Source organism: Actinokineospora bangkokensis (assembly GCF_001940455.1).
Taxonomy (GTDB): Bacteria; Actinomycetota; Actinomycetes; order Mycobacteriales; family Pseudonocardiaceae; genus Actinokineospora; species Actinokineospora bangkokensis.
The window spans coordinates 219,260-232,007 of sequence record NZ_MKQR01000028.1 but is presented as its reverse complement, the minus strand read 5'-3'; the positions used below and the strand labels follow the sequence as shown (position 1 = coordinate 232,007).

Annotated in this window: 14 protein-coding genes; 9 read left to right on the top strand and 5 right to left on the bottom strand. The window is 74.4% G+C overall.

The window, feature by feature from the left end:
* Window positions 1-60: 60 nt before the first annotated feature.
* On the bottom strand, window positions 61-1,440 hold the full coding sequence (locus BJP25_RS28145) for a serine/threonine-protein kinase (protein ID WP_075978043.1): 1,380 nt from the start codon (window positions 1,438-1,440) through the stop codon (window positions 61-63).
* 90 nt (window positions 1,441-1,530) lie between these two features.
* On the bottom strand, window positions 1,531-2,160 hold the full coding sequence (locus tag BJP25_RS28140) for an AIM24 family protein (protein WP_075978042.1): 630 nt from the start codon (window positions 2,158-2,160) through the stop codon (window positions 1,531-1,533).
* Window positions 2,161-2,287: 127 nt separating this feature from the next.
* On the opposite strand from BJP25_RS28140, the gene moeA reads away from it, so the two are divergent.
* Complete coding sequence (moeA, locus tag BJP25_RS28135; RefSeq protein WP_269844586.1) at window positions 2,288-3,478, top strand: molybdopterin molybdotransferase MoeA; 1,191 nt, start codon at window positions 2,288-2,290, stop codon at window positions 3,476-3,478.
* A gap of 374 nt (window positions 3,479-3,852) precedes the next feature.
* Complete coding sequence (locus BJP25_RS28130; protein ID WP_075978041.1) at window positions 3,853-4,134, top strand: GlsB/YeaQ/YmgE family stress response membrane protein; 282 nt, start codon at window positions 3,853-3,855, stop codon at window positions 4,132-4,134.
* 467 nt (window positions 4,135-4,601) lie between these two features.
* Here BJP25_RS28130 and BJP25_RS35920 read toward each other — a convergent pair whose 3' ends face one another.
* Window positions 4,602-4,799 carry a hypothetical protein gene (locus BJP25_RS35920; protein ID WP_233158308.1) on the bottom strand — a complete coding sequence of 66 codons (198 nt, stop codon included), beginning with the start codon at window positions 4,797-4,799 and terminating at the stop codon, window positions 4,602-4,604.
* A 65-nt stretch (window positions 4,800-4,864) separates the two neighbouring features.
* On the opposite strand from BJP25_RS35920, the gene BJP25_RS35915 reads away from it, so the two are divergent.
* The 5 genes from BJP25_RS35915 (at window position 4,865) to BJP25_RS28105 (ending at window position 9,807) form a co-directional block, all read left to right on the top strand.
* Complete coding sequence (locus BJP25_RS35915; RefSeq protein WP_233158307.1) at window positions 4,865-5,005, top strand: hypothetical protein; 141 nt, start codon at window positions 4,865-4,867, stop codon at window positions 5,003-5,005.
* Window positions 5,002-5,421: a PIN-like domain-containing protein gene (locus tag BJP25_RS28120; RefSeq protein ID WP_075978040.1), complete on the top strand. Its 420-nt coding sequence runs from the start codon at window positions 5,002-5,004 to the stop codon at window positions 5,419-5,421. The genes BJP25_RS35915 and BJP25_RS28120 overlap by 4 nt, the downstream gene beginning before the upstream one ends.
* 80 nt (window positions 5,422-5,501) lie before the next feature.
* The gene (locus BJP25_RS28115; RefSeq protein ID WP_075978039.1) at window positions 5,502-6,203 is read left to right on the top strand and encodes a phosphatidylserine decarboxylase; all 702 of its coding nucleotides are present in this window, start codon (window positions 5,502-5,504) and stop codon (window positions 6,201-6,203) included.
* A 56-nt stretch (window positions 6,204-6,259) separates the two neighbouring features.
* Window positions 6,260-7,192 carry a CDP-diacylglycerol--serine O-phosphatidyltransferase gene (gene pssA, locus BJP25_RS28110; RefSeq protein WP_075978479.1) on the top strand — a complete coding sequence of 311 codons (933 nt, stop codon included), beginning with the start codon at window positions 6,260-6,262 and terminating at the stop codon, window positions 7,190-7,192.
* Window positions 7,193-7,575: 383 nt separating this feature from the next.
* The gene (locus tag BJP25_RS28105; protein ID WP_075978038.1) at window positions 7,576-9,807 is read left to right on the top strand and encodes an AAA family ATPase; all 2,232 of its coding nucleotides are present in this window, start codon (window positions 7,576-7,578) and stop codon (window positions 9,805-9,807) included.
* A 31-nt stretch (window positions 9,808-9,838) separates the two neighbouring features.
* Here the strand turns inward: BJP25_RS28105 and BJP25_RS28100 are convergent, their stop codons facing one another.
* A complete protein-coding gene (locus BJP25_RS28100) occupies window positions 9,839-10,408 on the bottom strand; it encodes a peptide deformylase (protein WP_075978037.1) in 570 nt (189 codons plus the stop codon).
* Between the two features lie 114 nt (window positions 10,409-10,522).
* Here BJP25_RS28100 and BJP25_RS28095 point away from each other — a divergent pair, with 114 nt between their 5' ends.
* Complete coding sequence (locus BJP25_RS28095; RefSeq protein ID WP_075978036.1) at window positions 10,523-10,825, top strand: DUF3263 domain-containing protein; 303 nt, start codon at window positions 10,523-10,525, stop codon at window positions 10,823-10,825.
* Window positions 10,822-11,463, top strand: coding sequence for a LytR C-terminal domain-containing protein (locus tag BJP25_RS36380; RefSeq protein WP_075978035.1), 642 nt, complete (start codon window positions 10,822-10,824; stop codon window positions 11,461-11,463). The genes BJP25_RS28095 and BJP25_RS36380 overlap by 4 nt, the downstream gene beginning before the upstream one ends.
* Before the next feature lie 498 nt (window positions 11,464-11,961).
* Here the strand turns inward: BJP25_RS36380 and BJP25_RS33805 are convergent, their stop codons facing one another.
* On the bottom strand, window positions 11,962-12,597 hold the full coding sequence (locus BJP25_RS33805; protein WP_075978034.1) for a hypothetical protein: 636 nt from the start codon (window positions 12,595-12,597) through the stop codon (window positions 11,962-11,964).
* Window positions 12,598-12,748 lie beyond the last annotated feature (151 nt).

Here is a 12,748-nt window from a genome sequence, read left to right as displayed (position 1 = left end):
TAGCACTCGACGGGGGCGAGTGCAAGAAGCGCAGGTGGGGGGCGCGCCAGCGCCACCCGGTCAGGGCGCGGGGATGATGGTGATCGAGGGCGGCAGCGGCTTGCGCGACCCGGACGACGACGGCCCCGAGGTCGGGTCGCCGGAAGGCTGGGGGCCCACCGGGATCGTCGGGCCGGGGCGCTCGGGCTCCTCGCCGCCGCCGGGGTCGGACCCGCCGAGGAACACCACCGCGAGCACGATCGCCACCACCGCGACGACCCCGACGACCACCGGCACCAGCCAGCGGTTGCCCGCCTTGCCGGTGCTGCCGAACGCGCCGCTGCCCACCGGCGCCACCGGTGGGCGCAGCCGCACCGGGTCGGACTGCTGCGGCACCGGGCGCTGCCCGGTCGGCTGGTAGGACCGCTGCTGGCCGGGGTGCCCCGCCTGCTGCGGCCCGGTCTGCTGCGGCCCGGTCTGCTGGGGTCCGGTCCGCTGGGGACCCCCCTGCTGGGGGCCCAGCGGCCGCGGCCCGGTCTGCTGGGGACCCATCTGCTGGGGGCCCGTCTGCTGGGGGCCCAGCGGGGACATGCCCGGGCCCTGCGGCCCGCGCTGCTGCTGGCGCGGCGCGCCGGACAGGGCCACGCGCGCGGCCGCCACCAGCTCGCGGCAGGTGGCGTAGCGCTGGCCGGGGGTCTTGGCCATGCCCCGCCGGACGACGTCGTCGATCGCCGGGGGCAGCTGCGGCACCTGCTCGGTCAGCGCCGGTGGCTCCCGGTTGAGGTGGCCCTGGATCACCTCGGGCACCTGCCCCTGGAACGGCGGGCGCCCCGCCAGGCAGGCGAAGAGCACGCAGGCCAGCGAGTACTGGTCGGTGCGGCCGTCGACGGGCTCGCCGCGCAGGTGCTCCGGCGCGGCGTAGGTGGGCGAGCCGAGGAAGTCCCCGCCGCGGGTGCGGTGGCCGGTGGCCCCGCGCCGGGTGAGGCCGAAGTCGGCCAGGTAGATGTGCTCGGTGGCCGACTCGCGGGTCGTCACCAGCACGTTCGCCGGCTTGACGTCGAGGTGCACCAGGCCGCGCTCGTGCAGGTTGTCCAGCGCCTCGGCGACCTGGCTGAGCAGGCCGAGCGCGCGCTGGGGCCGCATCGGCCCCTCCTTGATGAGGCTGGCCATGTCCGAGCCGTCGACCAGCCGCATCGCGATGTAGAGCAGCCCGTCGACCTCGCCGAAGTCGTAGAGCGGCACGACGTTGGCGTGGTCGATGGCGGAGGTGTTGCGGGCCTCGTCGACGAACCGCTCGCGGAACTCGGGGTCCTCGGTGAGGTGCTCGGCGATGACCTTGAGCGCCACCCGCCTGCCGAGCCGGACGTCGGTGGCCCGGTACATCACGGACATGCCGCCCTTGCCCAGCACCCCGTCGATGCGGTAGTGGCCAAGGCGACGCCCGGTGAGGTCCTCCGACACGCACCGCAGCCTAACGCCCGTGGCGCGCGCGGCGTGGCCGGTAGTCCCAACCAGCGCGCCGCGCCCCGCACCGGCGCCCGGCGGCGCGGCTCAGTGCCCCAGCAGCGCGGCCATCGCCCGCGGCGTGCGGGTCTGGGTGAGCACCGTGCCGGGCCCGGCGAAGTCCAGGATCAGCCCCTCCCCGGTGCGCACCGACTGCGGCCCGGACTGGCTGATCGCCCGCAGCCGCGCCTGGGTGTCGTCGCTGTAGCCCAGCAGGTGCGCGGGGTCGACGCTGATGAACTCCCCCGGCGACAGGGTGATCGTGTCCAGCGCCCCGCAGCAGGCCAGCACCAGCGTCCCGGACCCGGTGGCGTGCTCCAGGAACCCGTGCTCGGCCCCGAACAGCGCGTGGAACCCGGGCCACTGCGCGTCGGCCCGCAGCGTCGCCGTCACCGCCAGCCAACTGCCCCGCGACACGCACCACCCCTGGGTGCCGTCCAGGTCGATGGTGTGCACGTCGCCGGGGAACGCGGGGGTGATGTCGACCCACCCGCCCTCGGTGCCCGCGGTGAACACGGCGGGCTTCGACCGGCCGCGACCGCCGCGGCTGCGCGGCTCGATGTGCACCCCGTAGCTGGTCGCCAGCATCGCCGACGCCTCGGCCTGCACGGCCTCCCCGGGGGCGAGCAGCAGCCGCGCGACGCCGAACGCGGGCGTGTGCCGGGTGCGGACCTGCATGCGTTGGCTCCTCCTGCGACCTGGGACGGCGCGCGCAGTCTCCCACGCGCGGGCGCCCGCGCGTGGGAGAGGCGCACCGGACCCCTCCCGGGGGGTGCCCGCCGCGCCGCTGGGACAGGATGGTGCCGTGGCCGACGCGACCTACACCCCCGCCGAGTACCGCGCCGTCGTGGCCGGGCTGGTGCCGGAGATGCCCGTGGTGCCGACCCCGCTCGCGGACTGCCGCGGGCTGGTGCTGGCCGAGGACGTGGTGGCCCCGGTGTCCCTGCCGCCCTTCGACAACTCCGCGATGGACGGCTACGCCGTGCGCGCCGAGGACGTCGCCACCGCCCCGGTGTCGCTGCCCGTCGCCGACGACATCCCGGCAGGCCGCACCGACGTGCGCCCCCTGGAGCCCGGGACCGCCCACCGCATCATGACCGGCGCCCCCCTGCCCCCGGGCGCGGACGCGGTGGTCCAGGTCGAGCTGACCGACGCGGGCACCGGGACAGTGCACATCACCGCGCCCGTCCCCGCGGGCAAGCACCTGCGCCGCGTCGGTGAGGACGTGCGCGCGGGAACGGTGGTGCTGCGCGCGGGCACCGTCCTGGGCCCGCCCCAGCTCGGCTTGGCCGCCGCCGTCGGCGCCGCCGACCTGCCCGTCCGCCGCCGCCCCAGGGTGGTGGTGCTGTCCACGGGCTCGGAGCTGGTGGAGCCGGGCACCCCGCTGGAGTTCGGCCAGATCTACGAGTCCAACAGCGTCCTCATCGCCGCCGCCGTGCGCGAACTGGGCGGCCTGGCCACCGTCCTGCGCGCGGTCCCCGACGACGTCCCCGCCTTCCGCCGGGTCGTCGCCGACGTCGACGCCGACGTCCTGGTCACCTCCGGCGGCGTGAGCGCGGGCGCCTACGAGGTCGTCAAGGACGCCCTCACCGACCACGGCGTCCGCTTCGTCCGCGTGGCCATCCAACCCGGCGGCCCCCAGGGCTCCGGCACCGTCGACGGCCTGCCCGTCATCGCCTTCCCCGGCAACCCCGTCTCCGCCGCCCTCTCCTTCGAGCTGTTCCTCCGCCCCGCCCTCCTCACCGCCATGGGCCACCCCACCCCCGACCGCCCCCGCACCCGCGCCCGCGTCACCACCCCCCTCACCTCCCCGAGCGGCAAGGTCCAGTACCGCAGGGCCCACCTCGACTCCGGCCGCGTCCAGGTCGTCCCCGTCGGCGGCCCCGCCTCCCACCTCCTCGCCTCCTTCGCCGCCGCCAACTGCCTCATCGAGGTCCCCGCCGCCACCACCGCCATCCCCGAGGGCACCGAAGTGGACGTAGTGCTCCTCACCTGACCCCCCGCACCGCCTCGCCCTTCCCCCTCTCCTGATCCCCACCTCCTTTCTTCCCTTCTTTCTCTTTGCCCACAACGCCACCACCCACGCAGCAGGAAGCCCGGCTAAGCCCCTGCTCGATGCGGTGGTCTTGTTTGGCCGGGGAAGGCGATCATGTGCTACCCACGGCCGGGGGGTGGGGCCGCAGGCCTCACCTTTTCCCCACCCCGAGCACATGATCGCCGCAGGGGCCCCGGCCAAACAGGACCACCGCATCGAGCCCGCCACCAAACGACCGGGCTTTTCCACGCCCCGAAGCCGAAGGCGAGGCGACCACAACCACACGCCAGAGCCAACAGCGACGCCGCAGGCGAGACACCCGATACCCTGCCCCCATGGGCATCGTGGCGTGGATCGTGTTCGGCGCGATCGTCGGCTGGGCGGCCAACCTGGTGGTCGGCGGCCGCGACCGCCGCCCCCAGGGCTGCCTCGTCAGCATCCTGGTCGGCGTCGTCGGGGCGGCCCTCGGCGGCCTGCTCTACCGCGCCTTCACCGGCGACAGCTTCACCTTCGAGTTCGACCTCCCCAGCCTCGGCGTCGCCGCCCTCGGCTCGGTCCTGCTGCTGGCCCTGCTCCGCCTCGCCCAGGGCCGCACCAACCCCCGCGGCCGCAGGTGAACCCCCGGTTACCGATTCACCAAGAACCGAACCGAACTGGTCCACCATTGCCCACACCCACCCCCACCACGTAGACTCGACCCGCTCCAAGACGGGGCACCCGGTGGGTCGCCTGCGTCGTCGGGGGGCGCAGGCACCCACCGGGAGCCCCGTCGTCCCACCTCCCTGAACAGGCGTCATCGCCTTGAAGTGAGCCCACCCGCGGCGCGGGTGGTGGCACACTCGGGACAGATCGACGCACTCCGGAGGCGGTGACACCCGTGGCTTTCCCGACGAACCTGACGTCGGTGCTGACCGGTGCCACCCCCAGCAGGCTCCGGCACTGACACCGCACCGGGCTGTTCTCGCCCGAGGTGGCCGTCCGGCCTGCGCTGCTCTACTCCTTCCGCGACCTGGTTGCGCTCCGCACGGTCGTGCGCCTGCGGGCCCGCACCTCGCTGCAATCCATCCGGCGGGCCTTCGAGGCGCTACCCGCCCTCGACCTGACCGAGCACCCCTCGCACTACCGCTTCGGCACGGACGGCCGCACCATCGCCGTCGTCAACGACGACGGCGTCGGGGTGGACGTCGTCGGCAACCGGGGGCAGTACGAGGTGCTGAGCCTGGCCGAGATCTTCGGGCCGTTCGAGAACAAGCGCGGCGACCAGGTCGTCGATTTCCTCCACCCGCGCGGGAACCTGGAGGTCCGGGCGGCGCGCCTGGGCGGCTGGCCGACCATCGCCGGACCAGGGTGCCCTACGACGCGGTGGCCACGCTGGTCTCCACCGGCGATGTGCCCCTCGACGGCGTGGACTACTACTACCCGGGGGTCTCCGCGGACGCGGCCCGCGACGCGGTCGAGTTCGACCTCGCCGTCCGAGGAGCGGAGTGAAGTTCTTCATCGACCACAACCTCAGTCCCCGCCTCATCCCCAACGTGGCCGCGATCCACGGCGCGCAGCAGTTCTCCTGCGCTCGGGACGAGGGCTTGGCCGCCGTCGACGACATCCCGCTCTTCGCCGAACTCCGCGGGCGGGGCTTCGACGCGATCGTCACCCGGGACGCCAACCAGCTGGCCGACCCCCAGGAGCGGATCGCGCTCATCGAGTCCGGGCTGCACTGGATCGGGCTGCGCGGCGCCAAGGTCGCCGGCTTGGCCGGGCTGGCGCTGGACTCGGCCGCGATCACGGTGGGCCTGACGCTCGTGCTGCCCGAGCTGGCAGCGGGGACACAGGCCGCCTACCCGCTCAAAGCGATCCCCCACCAGCGCGAACAGCGGATCAAGGCCATCGCGCTGTCCCGCTCCTGACCAGCAGCGAGCCGCCGCTCGCGGCGCCGGCGTACCGTGTGCCGCAATCACCCGGTCCCGACGCGAGGAACAGCCTGCTGATGAGCGCCGCGCCGCAATCCACGATCAAGCACCTGGTCGCGCTGACGAGGAGCATCATCCCCCCGGTGCACCCGGGTGGGCGGCCCTTCGTCGCGGGCGGGGTGGTGGGGACGCTGCTGGTGCGGCGGTTCTCGAAGCGGGCCGGGGTGGCGGGCGGGGTGCTGACCGCGTGGCTGGCCTGGTTCTTCCGGGAGCCGGAGCGGGTGACGCCGCAGCGGCCGGGGATCGCGCTGGCGCCCGCGGACGGGACCGTCTCGCACGTGGTGGAGGCCGTGCCGCCCGCCGAGCTGGGGCTGCCCGCCGAGCCGATGCTGCGGGTGAGCGCGTTCCTGTCGGTGTTCGACGTGCACGTCCAGCGCATCCCGGCGGCCGGTGAGGTGGTGCGGGCGGTGCACCGGCCCGGCCAGTTCCTCTCCGCCGACCTGGACGAGGCCAGCGAGGTCAACGAGCGCAACAGCCTGCACGTGCGCACCGCCGACGGGCACGACCTGGCCGTGGTGCAGATCGCCGGGCTGGTCGCGCGGCGGATCTTCAGCTACGTGCGCGAGGGCGAGAAGGTCGTCGCGGGCAAGACCTACGGGCTGATCCGGTTCGGGTCGCGGGTGGACCTGTACCTGCCGCTGGGCAGCCGGGTGCTGGTGGAGCCCGGGCAGCGGACCATCGGCGGCGAGACCGTCCTGGCCGAGCTGCCGGGGGTCTGACGGTGCCCGCCTCCCCCGGCGTCCGGCTGCTGCCGAACGCGGTGACCGTGCTCGCGATGTGCGCGGGCCTGTCCGCGGTGCAGTTCACCCTCAAGGGCCAGCTGGGCTACGCCATCGCCTCGATCGCCGTGGCCGCGGTGCTCGACAGCCTCGACGGCCGCATCGCCCGCCTGCTCGACGCGACCTCGAAGATGGGCGCCGAGCTGGACTCGCTGGCCGACGCCATCTCCTTCGGCGTGGCCCCCGCCCTGGTCCTCTACACCTGGCGCTTCGGCGGCGACCGGGTCGGCTGGGTCTGCTGCCTGGTCTTCGCCGTCTGCATGATCCTGCGCCTGGCCCGCTTCAACACCCTGCTCGACGACGCCGAGCAACCCCCGTACGCCAAGGAGTTCTTCGTCGGCGTCCCCGCCCCCGCGGGCGGCCTGCTGGCCCTGCTCCCGATGATCCTCACCATCGAGTACGGCGACACCGGGCACTGGTGGCAGTCCCAGCCGGTGGTGATGGTGTGGACGATCGCGGTCGCGGTCCTGCTCATCAGCCGCATCCCCACCCTCTCGGTCAAGACGGTGAAGGTGCCCGCCCGCGCCGTCGCCCCCCTGCTCGTCGGCGTCGGCCTGCTCGCCGCGGCCGTCATCACCTACCCCATGCTCGCCCTGGCCGTCCTCCTCGTGGCCTACCTGCTGCACATCCCGTACGCGGTCCGCCGCAAGCAGTGGCTCGCCCACCACCCCGAGGCCTGGAACGTCCCCCCGAAGGAGCGCCGCGCCATCCGCCGCGAGAGCGGCTACCGCCGCCGCCTCGGCCTGCGCGCCCCCGTCCGCCGCGTGGCGGGCGCCGCCCGCCGGGCCGTCCGCCGCCCCATCCGCGGCGCCGAGGAACCCCTCCCGATGATGCTCCCCCCGGAGCGCCGCCCGGGCCCCCGAGGCCGCTCCTGGCGCCGCACCGGCCTCCGCCGCCAGTCCCGCCCCGGCGCGGGCTCCGACCGCTGACCCACCGCTCCCCCTCCGCCCGGGCCCCGCGCCCGGGCGGAGCTGTTTCACCCCCTGTGGACACCGTCCCCCGCAGCACGCCATCTCCCGGAAGAATGGAAAACGGGGGATCCCCTGGGCCTGTGGATGGCCAGCCCCGACCTCGCGCCTTGGGTGGAAGAATAGATTTTGGGGGTCCCCAGGCCCTGTGGATGGCGAGACCCGGTGTCGCGCTTTTGGTGGGAGAATGGAAATCGGGGGTTCCCCGGGGCCTGTGGACAACTCGATGCGGCCAAGCGTGGTGTGCGGGAGGATGGGCATGGGGGCTGCCCAGGCCCGGTGAGCGGTGGGTTGGGTGGGTGGTTGGGCTTCGCGGGGGGCTGGGGCGTGGAAGACTTCGGGGTGTGGAACCGCAGATCACGTTGACCGTCCGGTTGTCGCCGTCCGCGCTCGACACCCGCCGGGGGGTTGTGCGGTTGCACCCGGAGGTGTTGGCCGCGCTGGGGTTGCGGCAGTGGGACGCGGTGCGGTTGGTGGGGGGTCGCACGAGTGCGGCGTTGGCGGCGGCCGGGGACGGGGCCGGGGCGCCGGGGGTGGCCTACCTGGACGACATCACGTTGTCGAACACCGGGTTGACCGAGGGGTCCGAGGTGGTGGTGGGGCCGGTCGAGGTGGCCAGGGCCGCGGCGGTGACGGTGGCGGGGTCGCGGTTGGCGTCGACGTCGTTGACGCCGGAGACGTTGCGGGCGGCCCTGGTGGGGAAGGTGCTGACGGTGGGCGACGCGGTGTCGCTGCTGCCGCAGGACCTGGTGCCGGGGGCGGACGTGGGGGAGGTGCGGGGGAAGCTGTCGCGGGCGATCGGGGCGACGTGGACGAACGAGCTGCTGACCGTCACGGCCGTGGAGCCCGCCGGGGTCGTCACCGTGCACTCGTCCACTGTGGTCGGGTGGCGGGACGGGGCGCGCACGGGTGAGCGGCGGGAGGCGGTGCCCGTGGGCGGGTCCCCGGTCGCGGTCGGGTCGGCGGCCGAGCCGGTGGCCTACCAGCCCGCCGAGCAGGAGCGGCCGGAGCCGCTGCCGCTGGCCGACCTGGTGGGGTCGCAGGAGGCGGCGCGCACGCTCGGGGAGTGGTTCGAGCTGGCGTTCAGCCACCCGGAGCTGCTGGAGCGGTTGGGGGCGCGGGCCCGGCTGGGGGTGCTGGTGACCGGGCCGGAGGGCGTCGGCAAGGCGAGCCTGGTCCGGGCGGTGGCCCGCGAGCAGGGGGCCGAGGTCGTCGAGCTGGTGGCGCCGACGGTGGCGGTGCTGGAGGCGAACGCGGCCGCGGCGGCGGTGACCGCGGCGGTCGAGGCGGTGCGGCGGCACACCGGGGGCGGCTCGCCCGCGGTGCTGCTGGTCGACGACCTGGACGCGCTGCTGCCCGCCGCGTCCCCGCCGCCGGTGGCGACGGTGGTGCTGGACATCCTGCGCCGGGCGGTGGCGCTGCCGAAGGTGGCGCTGGTGGCGACCTCGGCGCGGCCGGAGGCGGTGGACCTGCGGGCGCGCGGCGTCGAGCTGATCGACCGGGAGCTGGCGATCCCGCTGCCGGACGCGAAGGTGCGGGTGGAGCTGCTGCGGGTGCTGCTGCGCGACCTGCCGGTGGAGCCCGGGGTGGACCTGGGCGCGCTGGCCGAGCGCACCCCCGGCTTCGTCGCCGCGGACCTCATCGCGCTGCGCCGGGAGGCGGCGATCCGGGCGGCGCTGCGCGACCGGGAGGACCCGCGGATCTCCACCGAGGACCTGACCGGCGCGCTGGGCGTGGTGCGCCCGTCGACGCTGTCGTCCTCGCTGCGCACCGGCGACCTCAGCCTGGAGGACGTCGGCGACATGGTGGAGACCAAGCAGGCGCTCACCGAGACGGTGCTGTGGCCGCTGCGCTACCCGGACTCCTTCGCCCGCCTGGGCGTCGCCCCGCCGAGGGGCGTGCTGCTCTACGGGCCGCCCGGGGGTGGCAAGACGTTCCTGGTGCGGGCGCTGGCGGGCACCGGTCAGCTCAACGTGCTCGCGGTCAAGGGCGCGGAGCTGATGGACAAGTGGGTGGGCGAGTCCGAGCGGGCCGTGCGCGACCTGTTCCGCCGGGCCGCCGAGGCCTCCCCCGCGCTGATCTTCCTCGACGAGGTCGACGCCCTGGCGCCGCGCCGCGGGCAGTCCTCGGACTCCGGGGTGTCGGACCGGATCGTCGCGGCCCTGCTCACCGAGCTGGACGGCGTCGAGCCGCTGCGCGACGTGGTGGTCGTCGGCGCCACCAACCGCCCCGAGCTGGTCGACCCGGCCCTGCTGCGGCCGGGCAGGTTGGAGCGGTTGATCTACGTGCCGCCACCGGACGCCGAGGCCCGCACCGCCATCCTCACCGCCACGGCGAAGAGCACCCCGCTGGCCGAGGACGTCGACCTCGCCGCGTACGCCGAGACCCTGGAGGGCTACTCGGCGGCGGACTGCGCGGCGCTGGTCCGGGAGGCGGCGCTGACGGCCATGCGGGAGTCGCTGGAGGCCACCGAGGTCACCTCGGCCCACCTCACCGCCGCCCGCGCCGCGGTGCGCCCGTCGCTGGACCCGGCCCAGCTCGCCGCCCTGGAGGCCTACGCCGCGGGTCGCGGCTGAGGGTCGCGGGCCGCGGGCCGCGGCTGAGGGGTCAGCCGAACGGGTCGGGCTCGGTGGCGGGGTCCCAGGACAGGCCGGGGGTGTTCCAGCCGTTGGCCTTGAGCATCCGCTTGGCCTCGCGGGCGTAGCGGCCGGTGAGGCGGCTGAGGTAGAGGCGGCCGTCGAGGTGGTCGGTCTCGTGCTGGAGGCACCGGGCGAAGAACCCGGTGCCCTCGACCTCGACGGGGTTGCCCGCGACGTCGAAGCCGGTGACCTTGGCCCAGGAGGCGCGGCCGGTGGGGTAGGACTCGCCGGGGGCGGACAGGCAGCCCTCGAAGTCGTCGTCCGGGTCGGGCATCCCCTGGGGCAGCTCGGAGGTCTCCAGGACGGGGTTGACCACGACGCCGCGGTGGCGGACCCGGTCGTCGTCGGGGCAGTCGTAGACGAACACGCGGCTGGGGACCCCGACCTGGTTGGCCGCCAGGCCGACCCCGTGCGAGGCGGCCAGCGTCTCGAACAGGTCGTCGACCAGCGCCGCGAGGGCGTCGTCGAAGGCCTCGACCGGGGTGGTGGGGGTGGTCAGGACCGGGTCACCCGCGATCACGATGCGCCGCACTGTCATGAGCGCAGGTTAGCCAGAACCCGCCGGGGACGCGCCGACGCCGGTGACGATCACATCCGGTGGTGACGTGGTGTAATGGCCGCGGCAGATCCGCACCCGGATGCGAGGAGATCGATGGACGCCGCCGAGGTGCCCGCGGAGGCGGGCGGGGGCGCGCGGTCGACCGGGCTGAGCGAGCGCGAGCTGGCCGTCCTCGCCTTCGAGAAGCAGTGGTGGACCTCGCCGGGCTCGAAGGAGCAGGCGGTCCGCGAGCGCTTCGGGCTGTCCAGCACCCGGTACTACCAGGTGCTCAACGAGCTGATCGACAAGGACGCGGCCGTGGCGGCCGAACCGATGCTGGTCAGGAGACTGCGTCGGCTGCGAGCGAGCAGGCAGCGCGCCAGGGCGGCGCGCAGGCTGGGGATGGACCCGCGATGAGCACCGAACCCACCGGACCGGCCCGACCCGGGCGCCTCGTCGGCCTCGCCCTCATGGGCGTGGCGGCGGTCGCCGCGGTGATCGGGGTCGTCACCCTCGTGGGCGGCAACGGCGACAGCACCGCCGAACCCGCCCCCACCAGCACCACCGCCGCCGCCCCCACCAGCGGCGACCTCACCAGCTCCCCCGCCGCCACCTCCGGCCCCCCCGCGTCGTCCGCGTCGTCCGCCGCGCCCACCACCAGCACGGCACCGCCGACGACGACCACCACCACCACTGCGGCACCCCCGGTGACCACCACCGCCGCCGCCCCTCCCCCGGCCGGAGGCGGCGCCCCCGACGCGCGCACCGCCCCGATCCGCGTCTACAACAACAGCACCATCAAGAACCTCGCCGAACGAGCCAGCCAGGACGTCTCCGGTCTGGGCTGGACAGTCACCGAAGTGGGCAACTACTCGGGCGGCACCATCCGCGAGACCACCGTCTACTTCACCCCGGGAACAGCGGAGGAAGCGGCCGCCAACCAGTTGGCCAAGGACCTGGGAGTCCGGGTCGAACCCCGCTTCGAAGGCATCTCCCACGCCAACCCCGGCGTCATCCTGATCGTCACCAGGGAGTACGCGGGCCCCGGCAAGTAGCAGGCCCAAGCCCGAGATAGCAATGGGGTGTCGTCCCGCGCAGCGGGACGACACCCCATTGCCGTTAAAGCAGCGCAACCACCCACCCAACCGCACCCCAAGCGGCCTTTAAAGCAGCGCAACCACCCGCCCAACCGCACCCGCCAACGGTGTGCCCGGGTGGGTGGACTTGCTTGACCGGGGGTGACGATCATGTGCTACCCACACGGGACGGGCGGGCGTCTTTTCAGCCCGCCTTTTCCCGCCCGACAGCGCATGATCGTCATAGGGGCCCCGGTCAAGCAAGTCCACCCAGCCGGGCCTGTCTTGCAAATCCGGCGCTCTTTCACACCGGCCGCAGGCCGGTGCCCGGGGCTCCGCCCCGGAGGAAAGACCGCGACTTGAAGGGCGTGCGCGCGGAGCGCGTTGGGGGAATGCGCGAAGCGCCGAGTGGGCGCGAAGCGCTGGGGTGCGCGAAGCGCTGGGAAAGAACGGAGTGGAGGAGGGAGGGGGAGGGGGTTAAGAACGCCAAGGGAGGGTGGGCAAAGACGCCATGTGGGCAATGCTGGTGGCCTCGGAAAGCTCATCCTCCCGACCAGCCATCAGGTGCATCCGGATCCGCCGGGCTTGGACGCGGGTGGGGGTCTCCCCGGTGAGGAGGAAGGGGAGGACGAGCTTGCAGAAGCTGACGACGCCGGGGCGGCCGCGTTCGGCGGAGCGGAGGCGGGTGACGGCTTGGCGGAGGGCCTTCTCGTTGGGGTGCATGCGGTCGGTGGGGGCGAGGTGGGGCCAGGCCCAGCGGCTCTGGTCGGCGGAGGCGCAGGAGAGGCAGTCGAGGGCGCCGGAGCCGAGTTCGGCGCGGCACTCGGGGCAGGGGGTGCGGCGCATGGCCCAGTCGTCGCAGGTCCAGGGGTGGTGGCCGGGTGGGGCGGTGAGGACCTGGGCGGCGAGGTCCTTCTCCTCCTGGGTGCCCTCGGCGACGCCGCTGCCGGAGAGCAGGGCGCCCCAGTCGGCGAGCCAGTAGGCGTCGACCTCGGCGGCGCAGGCGGTGCAGTCGGGGTAGCCGCGGCCGGTGGGGTTGCCGCAGGTGGGGCAGGGCGTGGCCGAGGCGGGGCGGGCCAGGAGGCGGGCTCCGGGCGGGAACGGCTGGGCCATGGCGCAACTGTAGTGCGGGGTGCGGCCCGGAAGCGATGATCTTGCGGGAAGTCGTGGGGGTTGGCAGCGCGCGGTGGCGTCTGGCAGCCTCGGGGGCACAACTGAACACGCACCGCGGGAGCTCGCGCCATGGCGGGCTGAGAGGGCGGCT

What these genes read in the sequence shown, in the direction of transcription:
- BJP25_RS28115 (WP_075978039.1), top strand. Translation starts at nt 5,502, where the DNA reads ATGAGCGCCGCGCCGCAATCCACGATCAAGCACCTGGTCGCGCTGACG.
- BJP25_RS28095 (WP_075978036.1), top strand. Translation starts at nt 10,523, where the DNA reads ATGGACGCCGCCGAGGTGCCCGCGGAGGCGGGCGGGGGCGCGCGGTCG.
- pssA (WP_075978479.1), top strand. Translation starts at nt 6,260, where the DNA reads ATGTGCGCGGGCCTGTCCGCGGTGCAGTTCACCCTCAAGGGCCAGCTG.
- BJP25_RS33805 (WP_075978034.1), bottom strand. Translation starts at nt 12,597, where the DNA reads ATGGCCCAGCCGTTCCCGCCCGGAGCCCGCCTCCTGGCCCGCCCCGCC.
- BJP25_RS36380 (WP_075978035.1), top strand. Translation starts at nt 10,822, where the DNA reads ATGAGCACCGAACCCACCGGACCGGCCCGACCCGGGCGCCTCGTCGGC.
- BJP25_RS28100 (WP_075978037.1), bottom strand. Translation starts at nt 10,408, where the DNA reads ATGACAGTGCGGCGCATCGTGATCGCGGGTGACCCGGTCCTGACCACC.
- BJP25_RS28140 (WP_075978042.1), bottom strand. Translation starts at nt 2,160, where the DNA reads ATGCAGGTCCGCACCCGGCACACGCCCGCGTTCGGCGTCGCGCGGCTG.
- BJP25_RS28130 (WP_075978041.1), top strand. Translation starts at nt 3,853, where the DNA reads ATGGGCATCGTGGCGTGGATCGTGTTCGGCGCGATCGTCGGCTGGGCG.